This window comes from Streptomyces sp. NPDC006624 (assembly GCF_040611555.1).
Lineage (GTDB): Bacteria > Actinomycetota > Actinomycetes > Streptomycetales > Streptomycetaceae > Streptomyces.
This window is the reverse complement of sequence record NZ_JBEXOM010000006.1, coordinates 347,552-364,440: the sequence shown is the minus strand read 5'-3', so window position 1 is coordinate 364,440 and position 16,889 is coordinate 347,552. Positions and strand designations below refer to the sequence as shown.

Sequence of the window (16,889 nt, the reverse complement as noted above, 5' to 3'; positions counted from 1 at the left end):
TGCGGGGTGGTGTGGTGCCTCCCTTTCTCGACCGGGCGTGATGCAACCACTCTTTCGGCGTCCCGAGCAACCTCGGAGCGATTTCCTTCGTCACCCCTTGACAACGCCAAGTGACGTGGACCACGCGACATTTACGACCTCACGCCCTCGCGTTCGGGTGTTCCGCAGAAGGGCGGCGGCGTCCCGTGGAAACAGTGCGCGTACGGGCCGTGATTGTGGTGAATCCGTGAATTTGACTGTGACGAAACTGTTGATATTACTGGGGCGTTCATGCGGGAGCCGGTGGAGGGGAATCATGTGCCGACGTGTTGTGTGCCAGTCATGCCGGAAGGCGACCTATGAGGGCTGCGGGAATCACGTGGAGGAGGTGCTCGTCGACGTGCCACGGCACCAGCGGTGCACGTGCGACACGGCGCAGCGCGAGCGGCTGCACCCGGCAGAACCGGCGCCCCGCACCGGGCCGGCCCCGGACGAACGCTGGTGGGCCCGGATCATCGCCTGGATGAAGTCCCCGGCGTGAGGCCAGCGCACGCGGCGACGCTTCGCTCGCTGGATGCCGGACGTGAACCGACCGGCCCGGCTCAAGGACTGTGATCAACCGATCCGGTGACCGATGACGTTCCAACGGTCACGTCGATGGTGGAGTGGTACTCGCCGTTTCCGGGCCCCACCACGTCGATGCCGAAGAAGAGGGCACCCGTGGCCGTGGCCGCACGGACGGGACGGGAGCCATAACCGTCCCACGGGATGACGTTCTGCTGGCACTTTCTGTCGATTTGCAGCTCCCGGCCGTCCGAATCAGCCGTCACCGTGATTTCAGGTCCTGTTCGTTTCACTGGACCCGCTCCCATTGTCGATCATCCGTCCGACGCCCGGCAGCATTTCCTGCGTCGTCCGAGAGCAGCCGGGTTCGCGAGAATGGCAGGCACGTCCTCCGCCCTTCTGCGCCGCGCTGCTCTGGGACGACCCGTCTAAGGCGCGGTGCTCATCGGAGCGCCGACGCCGGGGCGGAGGGGAGGCGGGAGCCGGAGCCCGAAAAGACACGGCCCCATCGCCTCCGACGTTCGACAGACGGCCCAGGCACACCGAAAAGCCCCCTGCCGACGGCGAGCCGCAGGCAGGGGGCTTCTTCAGCGCTGCTTACTTCTTCTTCCCCTGGTTCTTGACCGCCTCAATCGCAGCCGCAGCCGCCTCGGGGTCCAGATACGTCCCCCCGGGATTCAACGGCTTGAACTCGGCGTCCAGTTCGTACGACAGCGGGATGCCCGTCGGGATGTTGAGGCCCGCGATGGCCTCGTCCGAGATGCCGTCCAGGTGCTTGACCAGGGCGCGCAGGCTGTTGCCGTGGGCGGCGACCAGGACCGTGCGGCCCGTCAGGAGGTCGGGGACGATGCCGTCGAACCAGTACGGGAGCATGCGGACGACGACGTCCTTCAGGCACTCCGTGCGGGGGCGCAGCTCCGGCGGGAGGGTCGCGTAGCGCGGGTCGGAGAACTGGGAGTACTCGGCGTCGATGTCCAGCGGGGGCGGCGGGGTGTCGTAGGAGCGGCGCCACAGCATGAACTGCTCCTCGCCGAACTCGGCGAGCGTCTGCGCCTTGTCCTTGCCCTGCAGCGCGCCGTAGTGGCGCTCGTTCAGGCGCCACGAGCGGTGGACAGGGATCCAGTGGCGGTCCGCGGCCTCCAGGGCCAGCTGGGCCGTGCGGATCGCGCGCTTCTGGAGGGACGTGTGGACCACGTCGGGCAGCAGGCCGGCGTCCTTGAGCAGCTCACCGCCGCGGACCGCCTCCTTCTCGCCCTTCTCGTTGAGGTTGACGTCCACCCAGCCGGTGAACAGGTTCTTCGCGTTCCACTCGCTCTCGCCGTGGCGGAGGAGGATCAGCTTGTACGGTGCGTCGGCCATGCCTCAGAGCGTAATCCACGCTTTCGCCCGTTCGCGTGGCTGCCCGACAGGCGGACGTTTGACTGGATCTGTTAATTGAGTGGTCCCTGACAGCCCCGCGTCGGTAACTTGCGGCTACCTCAAGCGCCACTTACACGGGGGAGTCCATGCCCTACGCCATACGTGCCCGACGAGCCGTGCGGGAGACGGTCTCGGGGCTTCCCCGGGAGTTCTGGTGGCTGTGGACGAGCACGCTCGTCAACCGGCTCGGCGCCTTCGTCGCGACCTTCATGGCGCTGTACCTGACCCTGGACCGCGGCTACTCCGCGACGTACGCCGGTGTCGTCGCCGCCCTGCACGGGCTCGGCGGGGTGATCTCCTCGATCGGCGGCGGCGTGCTGACCGACCGGCTCGGCCGGCGGCCGACGCTGCTGATCGCGCAGGCCTCGACCGCCGTGTCCGTCGCGCTGCTGGCCTTCGTGCGCGACCCGGTCGCGATCGCCGGGGTGGCCTTCCTCGTCGGCATGGCGAGCAACGCCTCGCGGCCCGCCGTGCAGGCGATGATGGCCGACATCGTCCGGCCCGAGGACCGCGTGCGCGCCTTCTCCCTCAACTACTGGGCGATCAACCTCGGCTTCGCCGTCTCCTCCATGGCCGCCGGGTTCATCGCGGAGGTGAGCTACCGCGCCGGGTTCCTGATCGAGGCGGGCATGACGATGGTCTGCGCGGTCCTGGTCTTCCTGCGGCTGCCGGAGTCCCGGCCGGAGCAGACGGCGGGGACAGGGGAGGGAGGGGGCACGGCGGGCTCCTCGCCCGGCGGCCCGGTCAGCCTCGGCACCGTGCTGCGCGACGGGCGCTTCATGGGCGTCGTCGGGCTGTCCTTCCTCGTCGCGCTGATCTTCCAGCAGGGGTCGGTGGGGCTGCCGGTGGCGATGGGCGCTGCCGGGTTCAGCCCGGCCGAGTACGGCCTCGCGATCGCGGTGAACGGCGTCCTGATCGTCGTCCTGCAGATCCCGGTCACCCGTTTCATCGAGCACCGGGATCCGCGCCGGCTGCTCGTCCTGTCGTCCGTCCTCGCGGGGTACGGCTTCGGGCTGACCGCCTTCGCCGGCTCCGTCTGGGTCATCGCCCTGACGGTGTGCGTGTGGACGCTCGCCGAGATCGTCAACGCGCCGACGCAGACGAGTCTCGTCGTACGGCTGTCCCCGGCGCACGGGCGCGGCCGCTACCAGGGCATGTACACGATGTCCTGGTCCGTCGCCGCGCTCGTCGCCCCGCTGCTGTCCGGGTTCGTCATCGACCGGTTCGGGGCGGAGTGGCTGTGGGGCGCCTGCGCGGTCCTCGGGACGGTCGCCGGGGTGGGGTACGGGGTGCTGATGCGGCGGCTGCCGCAGGAGAAGCCGGCACCGGCCGGGCCCGACGTGGGGGTGCGGCCGCAGCCCGAGGTCGGGGCGGGGTGACGCGCACCCCCCGATGAGCCCCTTCGGGCGAGTGCGGAGTCCGGTCGGCGCAGCTTCGGTTGCGGTGACGGATCAGGCCGGGAGCATGGTCGGTAAAACGATCTTTTCCGCACGAAACGGAGCGATTCCTTGCAGCAAGCCGCGCGGATCTCACCTCAGGTCCTGGAGTCGCTCTCGACGCCCGAGCGGATCGAGACGCACCTGGGCACCCTCGAATTCCCGCTGGGCGTCCCCACCGACGAGACCGCCGACCGCCTCTACGACCACCTGGACCACCTGCACGCCGTCCGCGGGTTCCTCGACGCGTACTCCGGGGTCAACGCGTGGGCCGCCCGCAAGGGCTTCCTGGAGGCGGGGATCAACGACCACGACGTCCTGCTCTTCTCCGAGTTCATGGACCCCAAGACGGTGCTGCTGACCGGGAACGCGGACACCGTCTACTTCGTGACGTTCCTCGACCTGACCGAGGGACCCCTGGTGGTGGAGATGCCGCCCCTTGCCCTCAGCTTCGTCAACGACATCTGGTTCCGCTATGTCACCGACCCCGGCATGCCCGGACCCGACCGCGGGACCGGCGGCTCCTACCTCTTCGTACCGCCCGGGTACGACGGCCCGCTGCCCGAGGGCGGGTACTTCACATACCGGGTCCGCACCACGCGGCTCATCCTGGGCGGGCGGGCGTTCCTGGAGGACGGCGACCCGACGCCCGCGGTCGAGCGCGTCAAGGAGCGGCTGCGCATCCACCGCTACGTCCCGGGCCTGTACGGGACGAGTGTCGCGGAGATCGTCACCGGCGGCACGGCCCCGCCGCTGCCGTGGACCGCGGAGACCTGGACCGCCGCGCTCCGCAGGGCCGACCCGCCGCGCTTCGTCGAAGGCTCCGGGCTCCCCGTGAACACGGTCCCTCCGGCGGACGAGACGTACTTCGACTTCGCGAACGAACTGGTGCAGGACCAGTCGGCCGACGCGCTCGACCCCGAGATCGCCGGGCCGCTGGCCGCGGTCGGGATCGTCAAGGGGCAGCCCTTCGAGCCGGACGCCCGGATGCGGAAGATCCTCGCCGAGGCGGCCGCGGTCGGGAACGCCACGGCCCGTACCCTCGCCTGCCGTCCACGACTCAAGGAGGGGGCGCACTACTACGGCCCGTCCTCCCAGTGGGTCAACGGCCTCCTCGCGGCAGGCTACGACTTCATGACCCCGCCCGCCGACATCACCGACAGCGGCGTGGAGCCCCGGCCCAGCAGCGGTGCCCGCAAGCTCAACCTGCGGTCCTGGTGGTGGTACGTGGGCGTGGGCATCAGCCCGACGTTCACCACGCGCCTGACCGGGGTGGGCTCGCAGTACCTCTTCTCGTTCGGGGACCAGGAGGGCCGGCCCCTCGACGGCGGCAGGCGCTACCGCCTGGTGCTCCCGCCGGACATCCCCGCCGCCCGGTTCTGGTCGGTCACCGTCTACGACAACCAGACCCGGTCGATGATCGACACCCCCCAGCGGTTCCCGCGGGCCGGCAGCCAGAGCTACCCCACCCCGGCCGCGGCCGCCGACGCGGACGGCACGACCACGGTGCACTTCGGTCCCGACCGGCCCGACGGCGTACCGGAGGGCAACTGGATCCAGACCCTGCCGGACCGCGGATGGTTCGTGGTGCTGCGGTTCTACAGCCCGCTGCAGCCGTTCTTCGACAAGACCTGGCGGCCGGGCGAGATCGAGTCGGTGGACTGACCCGGCCCCACGGCACGGCGACGGCACGGCGACGGCACGACGGTCCGGACGGTGAGGTGGCCATGGGCACGACCCCGCTGGGGAGCTGGAGGGACGGCGCCGCGAAACGGGCGATCGTCGAGTTCGTGACGTCCGCGGCGGCGGAGGGCTCGCCCGGCTTCGTCGCGCCGGCGGACCGGATCGCCGTGTTCGACAACGACGGCACCCTGTGGGTCGAGAAGCCCCAGCCGGTGCAGATGCCGTTCGTCCTCGGGAAACTCGCCGAGCGGCTGGCGGCGGACCCGTCGCTGTCCCGCGAGCGGGCCTACCGGGCGATCGCCGACCGGGACGCGTCGTACTTCCGCGCGCTGAACGAACAGGACGCCGACGCCGTCGCGTCGATGGTGGAGGCCATCGGCGCGGCCTGGGAGGGCACCACCCTCGCTCAGTTCGAGGCCGAGGCCGCCCGGTACCTGGCGTCCTGGCGGCACGAGCGCTTCGGCGTGCCGTACTCCGGTCTCGTCTACCAGCCGATGCTGGAGCTGTTCGACTACCTCCGGGCGCACGGCTGGCGGCTGTTCGTCTGCTCCGGCGGCGGGCGCGACTTCATGCGCGTGATCTGCGAGGACGTCTGGGGCCTGCCGCGGGAGAACGTGATCGGCTCGGCCCCGGAGTTCGCCTACCGGAACGGCGAGCTGGTCCGCCGGGCGACCCTGCACGGGCCCCTGGCGCTCGGGCCCGGCAAACCGGAGTACGTCCTCGCCCGCACCGGCCGGCTGCCGGGCTTCGCGGCCGGCAACGACGACGTGGACGTCGAGCTGCTCGAATCCGCGCGCTTCGCCCTGCTCGTCGTGCACGACGACGACGTCCGGGAGTACGCCTACGCCGACTGCGCCGGGCGGGCACGCGCGGCGGCCGAGCGGTCCGGCTGGACCACGGTCAGCGTGCGCGACGACTGGAAGACCGTCCTCACAGGACATCCCGCATAAGCCCGTTCAAGGAGGAGACACGGTGGCACAGGTCAGCAGCGCCCCCAGCCCGGGCACATCGGCCGACACCTTCACGTCCATCTGCAGCCCGGACCGGCTGGAGACGCTCTTCGGCACGCTGGACTTCTTCGACGGCATGCCCCTGCCCGAGACGATCACCCGCAGCTACGACGCGCTCGATCTGCTGCGCGGGATCGAGGTGTTCCTGAACTGCGTGCCCGGCGCCGCGATGGTGGCGATGCGGCGCGGTCTGCGCTCCATCGGCGTCGACTCCCGCACGATCGGCTGCCTGTCCCCGCGGTGCACCTCGGCGCCGCTGGTGCTCACGGCCAACACCGAGACCACGTACGGGATGACCTGCCTGGCCCTCGCCCAGGACGGGCCCACCGTGATCGAGGCGCCGGGGAACTCGCTGTGCTTCGTCAACGACCTGTGGCAGCGCCATGTGGCCGACATGGGCATCGCCGGACCCGACAAGGGCCGGGGCGGCAAGTACCTCTTCCTGCCCCCCGGCCACGACGGCGACGTCCCCGACGGCTACTTCGTGGTGCGGCCGCCGACCTTCTCCTCCTGGGTGCTGCTGCGGGCGCTGAACGGCATGGAGGGGCTGCTCCAGTCGAGGATCTATCCCCTCACGGCCGCCGCGGACCCGCCCGAGCAGCGCTTCGTCAACTTCGCCGAGTCGGACTTCAACACCATCCACGCGAACGACTTCTCGTTCTTCGAGGAGATCGACACCATCGTCCAGGAGGAGCCGCCCGAGGCGCTCGACCCGGAACGGGCCGGCCAGCTCGCCGCGATCGGCATCGTGCCCGGCAGGCCGTTCCGGCCGGACGACCGCATGCGCTCGATCCTCGACACCGCCGCCAGGATCGCCTCGGGCCTCGTCCGGACGCTGTGCTTCAAGCCGCGCGACCCGGCCTTCTACGTCTATCCCGGCGGCTCCTGGAAGAACCCCTGGCCGTCGCACAACCACGAGTTCCTCTCCCCGGACGGGGCCCGGCTGCTGGACGCCCGGGCGATCTACCACTACTTCGCGGCGGGCACCTCACCGGCGATGGCGGCGGCGGCCGTGGGGGCGGGATCGCAGTACGCGTACACGGCGGAGGACTCCACCGGCGCCCTGCTCGACGGCGGCCGCGCCTACACGCTCACCCTGCCGAGCGACATCCCGGCGAAGAACTTCTGGTCCGTCACCGCCTACGACCCCCAGACCCGGTCGCTGCTGCGGACCGACGACCCCTACCCGAGCGTGAACAGCCTCTCCGACGCCGTGCGGACGGAGGACAGCGGCGACACGGTCATCCACTTCGGCCCGACCGCGCCGCAGGGCAGGGAGGGCAACTGGGTCCGGACGGTCCCCGGCAAGGGATGGTTCACCGTCCTGCGGCTCTACGGTCCGCTCGAGGGCTGGTTCGACCAGAGCTGGCGGCCGGGCGAGATCGAACCGGTGTGAGGCGGGGGCCGTGGGCGAGGCGATCGGTCAGATTCTGTCCTACGGGGTCGGTGTGGCGCTGAGCCCGTTCCCGATCATCGGCGTGGTGCTGATGCTCGCCACCCCCCGGGCGCGCACCAACGGGCCCGCGCTGCTGCTGGGCTGGGTGCTGGGCCTGTCCCTGGTCGGCACGATCGTGCTGCTGGTCTCCGGCGGCGCGGACCCGGACGACCAGGGGCAGCCGGCCGTCTGGGTCAGCGCGCTCGACCTGGCGCTGGGCGTGCTGCTGCTGTGGGTGGCGGTCTCGGAGTGGCGCCACCGGCCGCGCGGCGACGAGGAGGTGAAGCTGCCGAAGTGGATGCGGACGGTCGACTCGTTCACCCCGGTCAAGGCGGGCGCGCTCGGCATGGCGCTGTCGGCCGTCAACCCGAAGAACCTGCTGCTCGTGATCGCCGCGGCGGAGACGATCGCCCGCACCGGCACCTCCGGCGGCGATCAGGCCGTGGCGCTCGCGGTGTTCGTGGCCATCGGGGCGCTCGGGCCCGGCACACCGCTCGTGCTCTACTTCGCCCTCAAGGAGCGCTCGAAGCACATCCTCGACGGCCTCAAGTCCTGGATGGAGAAGAACAACTCGGCGATCATGGCCGTGCTCTGCCTGATCCTCGCCGCGAAGCTGATCGGCGACGCCGTCAGCGACCTCTCCTCCTGAGGGCGGACGGGCGGACATGGGCCGGCTGTTCCCCTCGCTGCGGGGGTACCGGCGGCAGTGGCTGGGGCGCGACGCGCTGGCGGGGGCGACCGTGTGGGCGATCCTCGTGCCCGAGGCGCTCGCCTACGCGACCATCGCCGGTGTCTCGCCCGTCGTCGGCCTCTACGCGGCCCCCGCGGCCCTCGTCCTCTACGCCGTCTTCGGCAGTTCCCGGCACCTGGTCGTCGGACCCATGGCGGCGACGGCGGCCCTGTCGGCGGCGACGGTCGGGGACGTCGCGGGCGGTTCGGACGCGCGCTTCGGCGCGCTGACCGCGGCCCTGGCCCTCATGGTGGGAGCCGGGGCGCTGCTCGCCGGGCTGCTGCGCCTCGGGTTCCTCGCCGATTTCATTTCGGAGCCCGTCCTGAAGGGCTTCATCGTCGGCCTGGCCCTGACGATCATCGCGGGGCAGCTGCCGAAGCTGTTCGGGGTGGAGGGCGGGTCGGGGGACTTCTTCGAGAAGATCTGGCACCTGGTCGCCGACCTGGGCGGCACCAGCGGCACGACCGTCCTGGTCGGCGCCGGCAGCCTGGTGCTGATCCTCGGCCTCAAGCGGCTCGCCCCCGCGCTGCCCGGCTCGCTGATCGCGGTGGCGCTGGGGATCGCGGCGGCAGCGGCGTTCGACCTGGAGGACCACGGTGTCGCGGTCGTCGGCCGCATCGACACCGGCCTGCCCCCGTACGGCTTCCCCGACGTCTCGCTCGACGACCTCGGCGCGCTCGCCGCCGGGAGCGTCGGCGTGCTGCTCGTCGCCTTCGCCGAGGGACTCGGGGCGGCCAAGACCTACGCCGCCCGCGACCACTACGAGATCGACGCCGACCGCGAGCTGATCGGGCTCGGGGCCGCCGGGCTGGGCGCCGGCCTGTCCAGCGGCATGGTCGTCAACGGCAGCCTCTCCAAGACCGCCGTCAACCGGTCCGCGGGGGCGCGCACCCAGCTCTCCGGGATCTTCGTCGCCGTCCTGACCCTGGTCACGCTCCTCTTCCTCACCGGCCTGTTCGAGAAGCTGCCCGAGGCGGTGCTCGCGGCGGTGGTGATCGCGGCGATCGTCGAGCTGGTCGACGTCCCGGCGCTGGTCGCCCTGCACCGCGTCTTCACCCGCAGGCTCGGCCGGGCCTACGGCGTCGCCGCGCGGCCCGACTTCCTCGCCGCGGTCGCCGCGCTGCTCGGGGTGCTGGCCTTCGGCACGCTGCCGGGGCTGTTCATCGGCATCGGCGCCTCACTGCTCCTGCTGCTCTACCGCTCCTCGCGCCCGGTCGTCAGCGAACTGGGGCAGCTGCCCGGCGACGGGCACTTCGCCTCACTGGAGCGGCACCCGGAGGGCCGCAGGATCCCGGGCGTGGTGGTGCTGCGCGTCGAGGGCGGCATCTACTTCGCCAACGCCGAACGGATCCGCTCCCTGTTCCGCGAGGCCGCCGTCCGCGAGGGCACGACGGCGGTCGTGCTCGACGCCGAGACGGTCTCCTTCGTCGACGTCGGCGCCGTGCGCATGCTCGACGCGCTGGCCCGCGACCTCGGCTCCCGGGGCGTCCGCCTCCTGCTCGCCCGTGACGTGGGACAGGTGCGCGACGTGCTCGGTGCCGCCGACGCCGAGGACCAGCTCAGACGCGTCTACCCGACGGTGCGGGCGGCGGTCGAGGCGGCCAGGACCGGCACCTGACCGGCGCCCGGTGTCACTGCACGACCAACGGCACCGGATGGATCTCGTCCGCCTTGTGCCCGGCCCGCTCGTGGATGCGCTGCACCGCCTCCGCCGAGGGAGCCTCCGACAGGCAGTAGACGAGACCGGACTCCGGATCCGCCCAGGCCTTCTCGAAGTGGACCTGCTCGTCGCCCTCGATGGCGAGGTCCGCGTCGTGGGCCTCGCGCAGCTGCTCCTCCGTGATGCCCTTCATGCTGTGGTGGACGTCCATGAACTTGGCCATGACCCCGCGCCTTCTTCCCCTGCCGTGCCTTGTACGGTCCACCTCCCATGGTCCGCCCGTACGGCCGGACCGGCGACCGCGTGGCCCGGACGCCGCAGGGCTCCGGCGGCGAACCACCGGAGCCCTGCGGCATGCCGTGACGGGTGCCGGCGTCAGCCGCACTGGCAGGGGCTGCCCGACTGGCACCCGCAGCCGCAGCCCGAGCCGCAGCCGCAGGCGGCGATCAGGGGCAGGCTCCTGATCTCGGCGGGCTGCTCGGTCTCGCTGTGCTGCGTGGGGTCGGGCATGGTGCTGGGGGATTCGGCCATGGGTCCCTCCTCGAGGCTGGTGCCTGTGCCCATTGGACGCCCGGGGTGCCGGGCGCATCAACGGCGCACGGAGGCGCCCGAGCCCCACGGCCGTCAGGCGCTCTCCGCCCCCGGCACCGCCTGGATCTCCGGCTGCACGTCGGTCTGGATCTCGTCCGCGTGCTCACCGGTCACCAGGTAGACCACACGCTTGGCGACCGACACCGCGTGGTCGGCGAACCGCTCGTAGTAGCGGCCGAGCAGCGTGACGTCCACCGCGGTCTCGATGCCGTGCTTCCAGCGGTCGTCCATCAGGTGCTGGAACAGCGTGCGGTGCAGCAGGTCCATCGCGTCGTCGTCCTGCTCCAGCTGCAGCGCCAGGTCGACGTCCTTGGTGATGATCACCTCGGCGGCCTTGGCCATCAGCCGCTGCGCGAGCTGGCCCATTTCCAGGATCGTCGCGTGCAGGTCGCTCGGGACCGCCCGGTCCGGGTAGCGCAGCCGCGCGAGCTTCGCCACGTGCTGGGCCAGGTCGCCCGAGCGCTCCAGGTCGGCCGACATCCGCAGCGACGTGACGACGATGCGCAGGTCCGTCGCCACCGGCTGCTGCCGCGCCAGCAGCGCGATGGCCCGGGCCTCCAGCTCGTGCTGGAGCTCGTCGACCTTCTTGTCGGCCTCGATGACGTTCTCGGCCAGCTTCAGGTCCGAGTCGAGCATGGCCGTCGTGGCGCGCCCGATCGCCGACCCGACCAGCCGGGCCATCTCCACCAGACTGTCGCTTATCGAGTCCAGTTCCTCGTGGTACGCGTCGCGCATCAACGTTCCCTCTCGTGCGTCGTGTCGGGGTTCAAGGGCCGGGGCCCACCGTACGACCGGCGGTACGACCGTCGTACGACCGACGATCCGAACCCCACGCTCCCACGTTCCGGCTCCTACGCGTCCGTTTCCGGCATCCCAAATGAACCAATACTGGCTCCAAGGTGAACTCTGGGCGACGAGTGTTCGAGCTCGCACCCCGACGGCTGTGGAGGGTGCCCGAGCCATGCCTAACCTGGGTGCATGGACGTGAACGCGGCGGTCGCCGCAGCGGCAGCGATCGCCGGGGTGCTCACCGGCGTCATCGCGATGCTGGCGTTCCGCTGGAGTGAGCGCGAGCAGAAGCGCCCCACACGTACCTCCCTGCACACGGACCCGGTGCTCCCGCCGGGCGTGGACACCGTCCTGTCGGTCCTCAGGTCCTCCGCCGTCGTCCTGGACGAGGCGGACGGCGTGGTCAAGGCCAGCTCCGCGGCGTACGCCCTCGGCCTGGTCCGCGGCGGCAAGCTCGCCGTGGAGCCGATGCTGCAGATGGCCCGGGACACCCGCCGCGACGGGGAGATACGGCAGGTGGAGCTGGACCTGCCCCGGCGCGGCACCGGACGCGGAGAGGCCCTGGCCGTCTCCGCGCGGGTCGCGCCGCTCGGCTCCCGGCTGGTGCTGCTGCTCGTGGAGGACCTGACCGAGGCCCGCCGCATCGAGGCGGTCCGGCGCGACTTCGTGGCCAACGTGAGCCACGAGCTGAAGACGCCGGTCGGTGCCCTCTCGCTGCTGTCCGAGGCCGTCATGGACGCCTCCGACGACCCCGAGGCCGTGCAGCGGTTCGCCGGGCGCATGCAGATCGAGGCCACCCGCCTGACCAGCCTGGTCCAGGAGCTCATCGACCTGTCGCGGGTGCAGAACGACGACCCGCTGGAGGACGCGGAGCCGGTCCGGGTCGACGAGCTGGTCGCCGAGGCCATGGACCGCTGCCGCCACCAGGCCGGCACCAAGCAGATCACCATCGCCGCCGGGGGCACCGCAGATCTGCGCGTGTGGGGGCACCGCGGCCAGCTCGCCGCCGCGCTCGGCAACCTCGTCGAGAACGCGGTCAACTACTCGCCCGCCCGCACCCGCGTCGGCATAGCGGCCCGCAGGGTGAACGCCCCCGGCGGCGAACACATCGAGATCGCCGTCACCGACCAGGGCATCGGCATCTCCGACAAGGACAAGGAGCGCATCTTCGAGCGCTTCTACCGCGTCGACCCCGCCCGCTCCCGTGCCACGGGCGGCACGGGCCTCGGCCTGGCGATCGTGAAGCACGTGGCCGCCTCGCACGGCGGTGAGGTCACGGTGTGGAGCGCCGAAGGCCAGGGCTCCACCTTCACCCTGCGGCTCCCGGAGGCCGGAGCGGCCCGCGACCGCGCACCTCAGCAGTCCGCCCGAGTGGAACGCGCCGCAGGCGCGGGCCTCGACGTGGAGGCCGGGCGGTCCACCCCCCAATCCCCCGAATCAACCGCGTACGAAACGCTTCCCGCCCCGGAGGTCCTTCCGTGACCCGTGTGCTCGTCGTCGAGGACGAGGAGTCCTTCTCCGACGCCCTGTCGTACATGCTCCGCAAGGAGGGCTTCGAGGTCGCCGTCGCGACCACCGGGCCCGACGGACTCGACGAGTTCGAGCGCAACGGCGCCGACCTCGTCCTCCTCGACCTGATGCTGCCCGGCCTGCCGGGCACGGAGGTCTGCCGCCAGCTGCGCGGCCGCTCCAACGTCCCGGTCATCATGGTGACCGCCAAGGACAGCGAGATCGACAAGGTCGTCGGGCTGGAGATAGGAGCCGACGACTACGTCACCAAGCCGTTCTCCTCGCGCGAGCTGGTCGCCCGGATCCGGGCCGTGCTGCGCCGCCGGGGCGAGCCGGAGGAGGTGACCCCGGCCGCCCTGGAAGCCGGTCCGGTCCGCATGGACGTCGACCGGCACGTGGTCACCGTCGGCGGCACCAAGATCGACCTGCCGCTGAAGGAGTTCGACCTGCTGGAGATGCTGCTGCGCAACGCCGGCCGCGTGCTCACGCGCATGCAGCTCATCGACCGCGTCTGGGGCGCCGACTACGTCGGTGACACCAAGACCCTCGACGTCCACGTCAAGCGCCTGCGCGCCAAGATCGAGCCGGACCCGGGCGCCCCGCGCTACCTGGTGACGGTCCGCGGCCTGGGCTACAAGTTCGAGCCGTAGACCGGCACCGCACGAGACGACGAAAGGGGCGGGCCCTCTCTCCGGAGAGAGGGCCCGCCCCTTTCGTGACGTCCTGTGGTCCGCGTGGCCTACGAGGCCGAGGCGCTCGCGGAGGCCGCGTCGGTCGGCGTGGCCGGCGACTCGGAGCCGCCCGGCGTCCCGCTCGCGGCGGGGCTCTCCGTACCGGCCGGCGAGCCCGAGGCGCCCTCGGCGGGGGAACCGGACGGGGAGGCCGAGCCGGCGGGGCCGGCCGGGACCTCGCTCGGGCCCCACTCGCTGAAGTAGCTCTCGGCGGGCACGACCAGGGCACGCAGGCTCACGTCACCCGTCTTGCTGAAGGTGAAGGTGACCTTCTGGGCGTTGCCGTCCTGCACGGACTCGCGGCTGCTGGGCAGCACGGCCGCGGCGTTGTCCTTGCCGCCCAGGATCAGCGAGCCGCCGGCCGGGATGCTCAGGCTGCCGCCCTTGGCGGGCTTGAGCTCGGCCTCCTTGCCGGTGCCGGGCAGGGTGACGGACTCCAGCGTCTGCGCGGTGTCGCCGGAGTTGAACAAGGTGGCGGAGATCGCGGCCGGACCGGTCGACTCGAGGTCGGGCTGCGTGATCACGATCGCGTTCTGGATCATGATGTCGCCGACGCTCGTCGCGGCGTGGTCGGGCTGGATCTGCAGGCTCTGGGCGTTGTTGCCGGCTCCACAGGCGGCGAGCGAGGCGATCGAGAACGCGATGGCGGCGGCGGCGAGGGCGCCGCGTCGAAGGCTGCTGCTCACGGCGGCGGCAACTCCTTGACTTGAGCGGAGCGGCCGATAAAGCCGCCCTAAGTGTCTGTCAGCGGGCCTTAGGTTACCGAGCCGTTCCCGCGCTGCCGCACCCGACCCCCCGGCACCTCCGATCCCACATGTGTCACAGCCGGCTCACGGGTCACGGATGACTCGGGCGTCACATTGCGGAGGGCCGGTCCGGCATTCACATAAGAGCGCCCGACGGCCGGGACGGATTTTCCCCGAGGGAATGCGCGCGTCGGCCCGGAATTGATCACCGGCGGCCGCCCCGGGCACCCGGTGATCAATTCCGGATTCGACCGGAACCCCGCCCGGGCCGTCGAACGGAGTAGCGGGAGTCGATCACATGGAAGCGGACATATGGGGACGTTCGGTCGTCCGGGGGAGGCTCCGGATGCGTGTAGCGTACGCGTTTCACTCGGCCCGGACAGCCGCTCCCACCTGCGAATACCTTCTTCCACTCCCTGTCCGAAGCACGTCCGTGTCGGAGTTGTCAAGCCCCGAGATATGCCCTGACCTGCGAAAACGCCATTCAGAACCGCCAGTTTCCGTGTTACTCTGGATAGCCACGGAAGGGGTACCTGTCACATGACGTTCAAGGTTGGCGACACCGTGGTCTATCCCCATCACGGGGCCGCGCTGATCGAGGCCATCGAAACTCGCCAGATCAAAGGCGTGGACAAGACCTACTTGGTGCTGAAGGTCGCCCAGGGTGACCTGACGGTGCGTGTGCCAGCGGACAATGCGGAGTTCGTCGGCGTGCGTGATGTGGTCGGTCAGGACGGGCTGGACCGGGTCTTCGAGGTGCTGCGCGCACCGTACGCCGAGGAGCCCACGAACTGGTCCCGTCGTTACAAGGCAAACCTGGAGAAGCTCGCCTCGGGCGATGTCATCAAGGTCGCGGAAGTCGTGCGTGACCTGTGGCGTCGTGAGCGCGAGCGTGGACTCTCCGCCGGCGAGAAGCGCATGCTCGCCAAGGCCCGCCAGATTCTGGTGAGCGAACTCGCCCTCGCGGAGAACACCAACGAGGACAAGGCCGAGGCCCTGCTCGACGAGGTTCTCGCCTCCTGAGGCGGAGCGCGTCGCTCAGCGCTTGCTTTCCCAGCGCCTGCACAACGAAATGCCGCGGTGCCCGATGACGTATTTTCTGTCGCCGGGCGCTGCGGCATGTCCGCACCCGGTCGCTGATGCGCCGCTGCCCCGGAATGTGTTATCACTCACGCCCCGGTGTGTGGTGTGCCGGGCCCGGGCAGCCGGCTCGACCAGCGTCACGGAAGGGTCCGGTCGAGCGCGTCGCGCCCGGCACTCCTCCAGGCCATACCCACGCCAGGCCAGCACACAAACCTGACAGGAACCGATGTCTGACGATTCGCGTCCCTCGCCGACGGCCACCCCCCCCGCCACCCGTACGGCGGCCGTGATCCCGGCCGCCGGCCGCGGTGTACGGCTCGGCCCGGGCGCCCCCAAGGCGCTCCGCGCGCTGGGCGGCACCCCCATGCTGATCCACGCGGTCCACGCGATGGCCGCCTCCCGCGCCGTCTCCCTGGTCGTCGTGGTGGCCCCGCCCGACGGCGCCGCCGAGGTCAGGTCGCTCCTCGACGCGCACGTGCTGCCCGAGCGGACGGACTTCCTCGTCGTGCCGGGCGGCGAGACCCGCCGCCAGTCCGTCAGGCTCGGGCTGGACGCGCTGCCCGCCGGCTACGACATCGTGCTGGTCCACGACGCGGCCCGGCCGCTGGTGCCGGTCGACACGGTCGACGCCGTGATCGAGGCCGTGCGCGACGGCGCCCCGGCCGTGGTCCCGGCGCTGCCGCTCGCCGACACCGTCAAGCAGGTCGAGCCCGCCGAGGTGCCCGGTGAGCCCGAGCCCGTCGTCGCCACGCCGGAGCGGGCGCTGCTGCGGGCGGTGCAGACGCCGCAGGGCTTCGACCGGGCGACGCTGGAGCGGGCCCACGAGACGGTGACCGGCGAGGTCACCGACGACGCCGGCATGGTCGAGCGGCTCGGCCTCACGGTCGTGGCCGTTCCCGGCCACGAGGAGGCGTTCAAGGTCACCCGCCCCCTCGACCTGGTCCTCGCCGAGGCGGTCCTGGCCCGCAGGAGGCTCAACGATGGCTTCTGAGGGGACCCCGCAGGACGTGCCGCTGCCCCAGGTCGGCATCGGCACCGACATCCACGCCTTCGAGGAGGGCCGCGAACTGTGGTGCGCCGGCCTCAAGTGGGAGGGCGAGGGACCCGGGCTCGCGGGCCACTCCGACGCGGACGTCGTCGCGCACGCGGCGTGCAACGCGCTGTTCTCCGCCGCGGGCCTGGGCGACCTCGGCATGCACTTCGGCACCGGCCGCCCCGAGTGGTCGGGCGCGTCGGGCGTGACCCTGCTGACCGAGGCGGCCCGCATCGTGCGCGAGGCGGGCTTCCGCATCGGCAACATCGCCGTCCAGGTGGTGGGCCCGCGGCCGAAGATCGGCAAGCGCAGGGACGAGGCGCAGAAGCTGCTGTCGGAGGCGGCCGGAGCGCCGGTCTCCGTGTCGGGGGCGACGACGGACGGCCTGGGGTTCCCCGGGCGGGACGAGGGCCTGATGGCGGTGGCGACGGCGCTGGTGGTCCGGGCCGGCTGAGCGCGCGCTCGCGGTGAAGGTCACGAATGCGCGCCCC

Annotated in this window: 18 protein-coding genes; 12 read left to right on the top strand and 6 right to left on the bottom strand. The window is 71.4% G+C overall.

The genetic code is table 11. The features are described from left to right. Positions 1-358: 358 nt before the first annotated feature. Complete coding sequence (locus ABZY20_RS14650; RefSeq protein WP_356441527.1) at positions 359-520, top strand: hypothetical protein; 162 nt, start codon at positions 359-361, stop codon at positions 518-520. A 61-nt stretch (positions 521-581) separates the two neighbouring features. On the opposite strand, the gene ABZY20_RS14645 is transcribed toward ABZY20_RS14650, so the two are convergent. Together ABZY20_RS14645 and ABZY20_RS14640 are read right to left on the bottom strand one after the other, a co-directional pair. Then, entirely contained in the window at positions 582-836 is a 255-nt protein-coding gene (locus ABZY20_RS14645; RefSeq protein WP_356441526.1) for a hypothetical protein, read from the bottom strand. A 304-nt stretch (positions 837-1,140) separates the two neighbouring features. Then, complete coding sequence (locus ABZY20_RS14640) at positions 1,141-1,902, bottom strand: phosphoglyceromutase (RefSeq protein ID WP_356441524.1); 762 nt, start codon at positions 1,900-1,902, stop codon at positions 1,141-1,143. A gap of 146 nt (positions 1,903-2,048) precedes the next feature. Here ABZY20_RS14640 and ABZY20_RS14635 point away from each other — a divergent pair, with 146 nt between their 5' ends. The 6 genes from ABZY20_RS14635 to ABZY20_RS14610 all read left to right on the top strand — a co-directional run bounded on the left by ABZY20_RS14635 (position 2,049) and on the right by ABZY20_RS14610 (position 9,874). Next, a complete protein-coding gene (locus ABZY20_RS14635; protein ID WP_356441522.1) occupies positions 2,049-3,341 on the top strand; it encodes an MFS transporter in 1,293 nt (430 codons plus the stop codon). 129 nt (positions 3,342-3,470) lie between these two features. Further along, positions 3,471-5,063 (top strand): DUF1254 domain-containing protein, encoded by a 1,593-nt coding sequence (locus ABZY20_RS14630; protein WP_356441520.1) that lies wholly within the window; start codon positions 3,471-3,473, stop codon positions 5,061-5,063. A gap of 62 nt (positions 5,064-5,125) precedes the next feature. Further along, positions 5,126-6,031 carry an HAD family hydrolase gene (locus tag ABZY20_RS14625; protein WP_356441519.1) on the top strand — a complete coding sequence of 302 codons (906 nt, stop codon included), beginning with the start codon at positions 5,126-5,128 and terminating at the stop codon, positions 6,029-6,031. Between the two features lie 22 nt (positions 6,032-6,053). Continuing rightward, positions 6,054-7,487 (top strand): DUF1254 domain-containing protein, encoded by a 1,434-nt coding sequence (locus tag ABZY20_RS14620; RefSeq protein WP_356441517.1) that lies wholly within the window; start codon positions 6,054-6,056, stop codon positions 7,485-7,487. A gap of 10 nt (positions 7,488-7,497) precedes the next feature. Continuing rightward, positions 7,498-8,175 (top strand): GAP family protein, encoded by a 678-nt coding sequence (locus ABZY20_RS14615; RefSeq protein ID WP_356441516.1) that lies wholly within the window; start codon positions 7,498-7,500, stop codon positions 8,173-8,175. A gap of 16 nt (positions 8,176-8,191) precedes the next feature. Continuing rightward, positions 8,192-9,874, top strand: coding sequence for a SulP family inorganic anion transporter (locus ABZY20_RS14610; protein ID WP_356441514.1), 1,683 nt, complete (start codon positions 8,192-8,194; stop codon positions 9,872-9,874). Between the two features lie 13 nt (positions 9,875-9,887). On the opposite strand, the gene ABZY20_RS14605 is transcribed toward ABZY20_RS14610, so the two are convergent. The 3 genes from ABZY20_RS14605 to phoU all read right to left on the bottom strand — a co-directional run bounded on the left by ABZY20_RS14605 (position 9,888) and on the right by phoU (position 11,242). Next, the gene (locus tag ABZY20_RS14605; RefSeq protein WP_356441512.1) at positions 9,888-10,139 is read right to left on the bottom strand and encodes an SCO4226 family nickel-binding protein; all 252 of its coding nucleotides are present in this window, start codon (positions 10,137-10,139) and stop codon (positions 9,888-9,890) included. Positions 10,140-10,291: 152 nt separating this feature from the next. Then, on the bottom strand, positions 10,292-10,447 hold the full coding sequence (locus ABZY20_RS14600; RefSeq protein ID WP_356441510.1) for a hypothetical protein: 156 nt from the start codon (positions 10,445-10,447) through the stop codon (positions 10,292-10,294). A 93-nt stretch (positions 10,448-10,540) separates the two neighbouring features. Further along, complete coding sequence (gene phoU, locus ABZY20_RS14595; RefSeq protein WP_356441508.1) at positions 10,541-11,242, bottom strand: phosphate signaling complex protein PhoU; 702 nt, start codon at positions 11,240-11,242, stop codon at positions 10,541-10,543. A gap of 243 nt (positions 11,243-11,485) precedes the next feature. Between phoU and ABZY20_RS14590 the strand changes: the two genes are divergently transcribed. Both ABZY20_RS14590 and ABZY20_RS14585 read left to right on the top strand, forming a co-directional pair. Further along, positions 11,486-12,778 (top strand): ATP-binding protein, encoded by a 1,293-nt coding sequence (locus ABZY20_RS14590; RefSeq protein WP_356441506.1) that lies wholly within the window; start codon positions 11,486-11,488, stop codon positions 12,776-12,778. Further along, positions 12,775-13,455 carry a response regulator transcription factor gene (locus tag ABZY20_RS14585; RefSeq protein ID WP_030243122.1) on the top strand — a complete coding sequence of 227 codons (681 nt, stop codon included), beginning with the start codon at positions 12,775-12,777 and terminating at the stop codon, positions 13,453-13,455. Before ABZY20_RS14590 ends, ABZY20_RS14585 begins: the two co-directional genes overlap by 4 nt. 89 nt (positions 13,456-13,544) lie before the next feature. Here the strand turns inward: ABZY20_RS14585 and ABZY20_RS14580 are convergent, their stop codons facing one another. Further along, a complete protein-coding gene (locus tag ABZY20_RS14580) occupies positions 13,545-14,222 on the bottom strand; it encodes a DUF461 domain-containing protein (protein ID WP_356441504.1) in 678 nt (225 codons plus the stop codon). Positions 14,223-14,822: 600 nt separating this feature from the next. Between ABZY20_RS14580 and ABZY20_RS14575 the strand changes: the two genes are divergently transcribed. From ABZY20_RS14575 to ispF, 3 genes are all read left to right on the top strand, one after another. Then, the gene (locus ABZY20_RS14575; protein ID WP_003953493.1) at positions 14,823-15,305 is read left to right on the top strand and encodes a CarD family transcriptional regulator; all 483 of its coding nucleotides are present in this window, start codon (positions 14,823-14,825) and stop codon (positions 15,303-15,305) included. 286 nt (positions 15,306-15,591) lie between these two features. After that, positions 15,592-16,356: a 2-C-methyl-D-erythritol 4-phosphate cytidylyltransferase gene (ispD, locus tag ABZY20_RS14570; RefSeq protein WP_356441502.1), complete on the top strand. Its 765-nt coding sequence runs from the start codon at positions 15,592-15,594 to the stop codon at positions 16,354-16,356. Next, complete coding sequence (gene ispF / locus ABZY20_RS14565; RefSeq protein ID WP_356441501.1) at positions 16,346-16,852, top strand: 2-C-methyl-D-erythritol 2,4-cyclodiphosphate synthase; 507 nt, start codon at positions 16,346-16,348, stop codon at positions 16,850-16,852. Before ispD ends, ispF begins: the two co-directional genes overlap by 11 nt. The last annotated feature ends 37 nt before the right edge of the window (positions 16,853-16,889 follow it).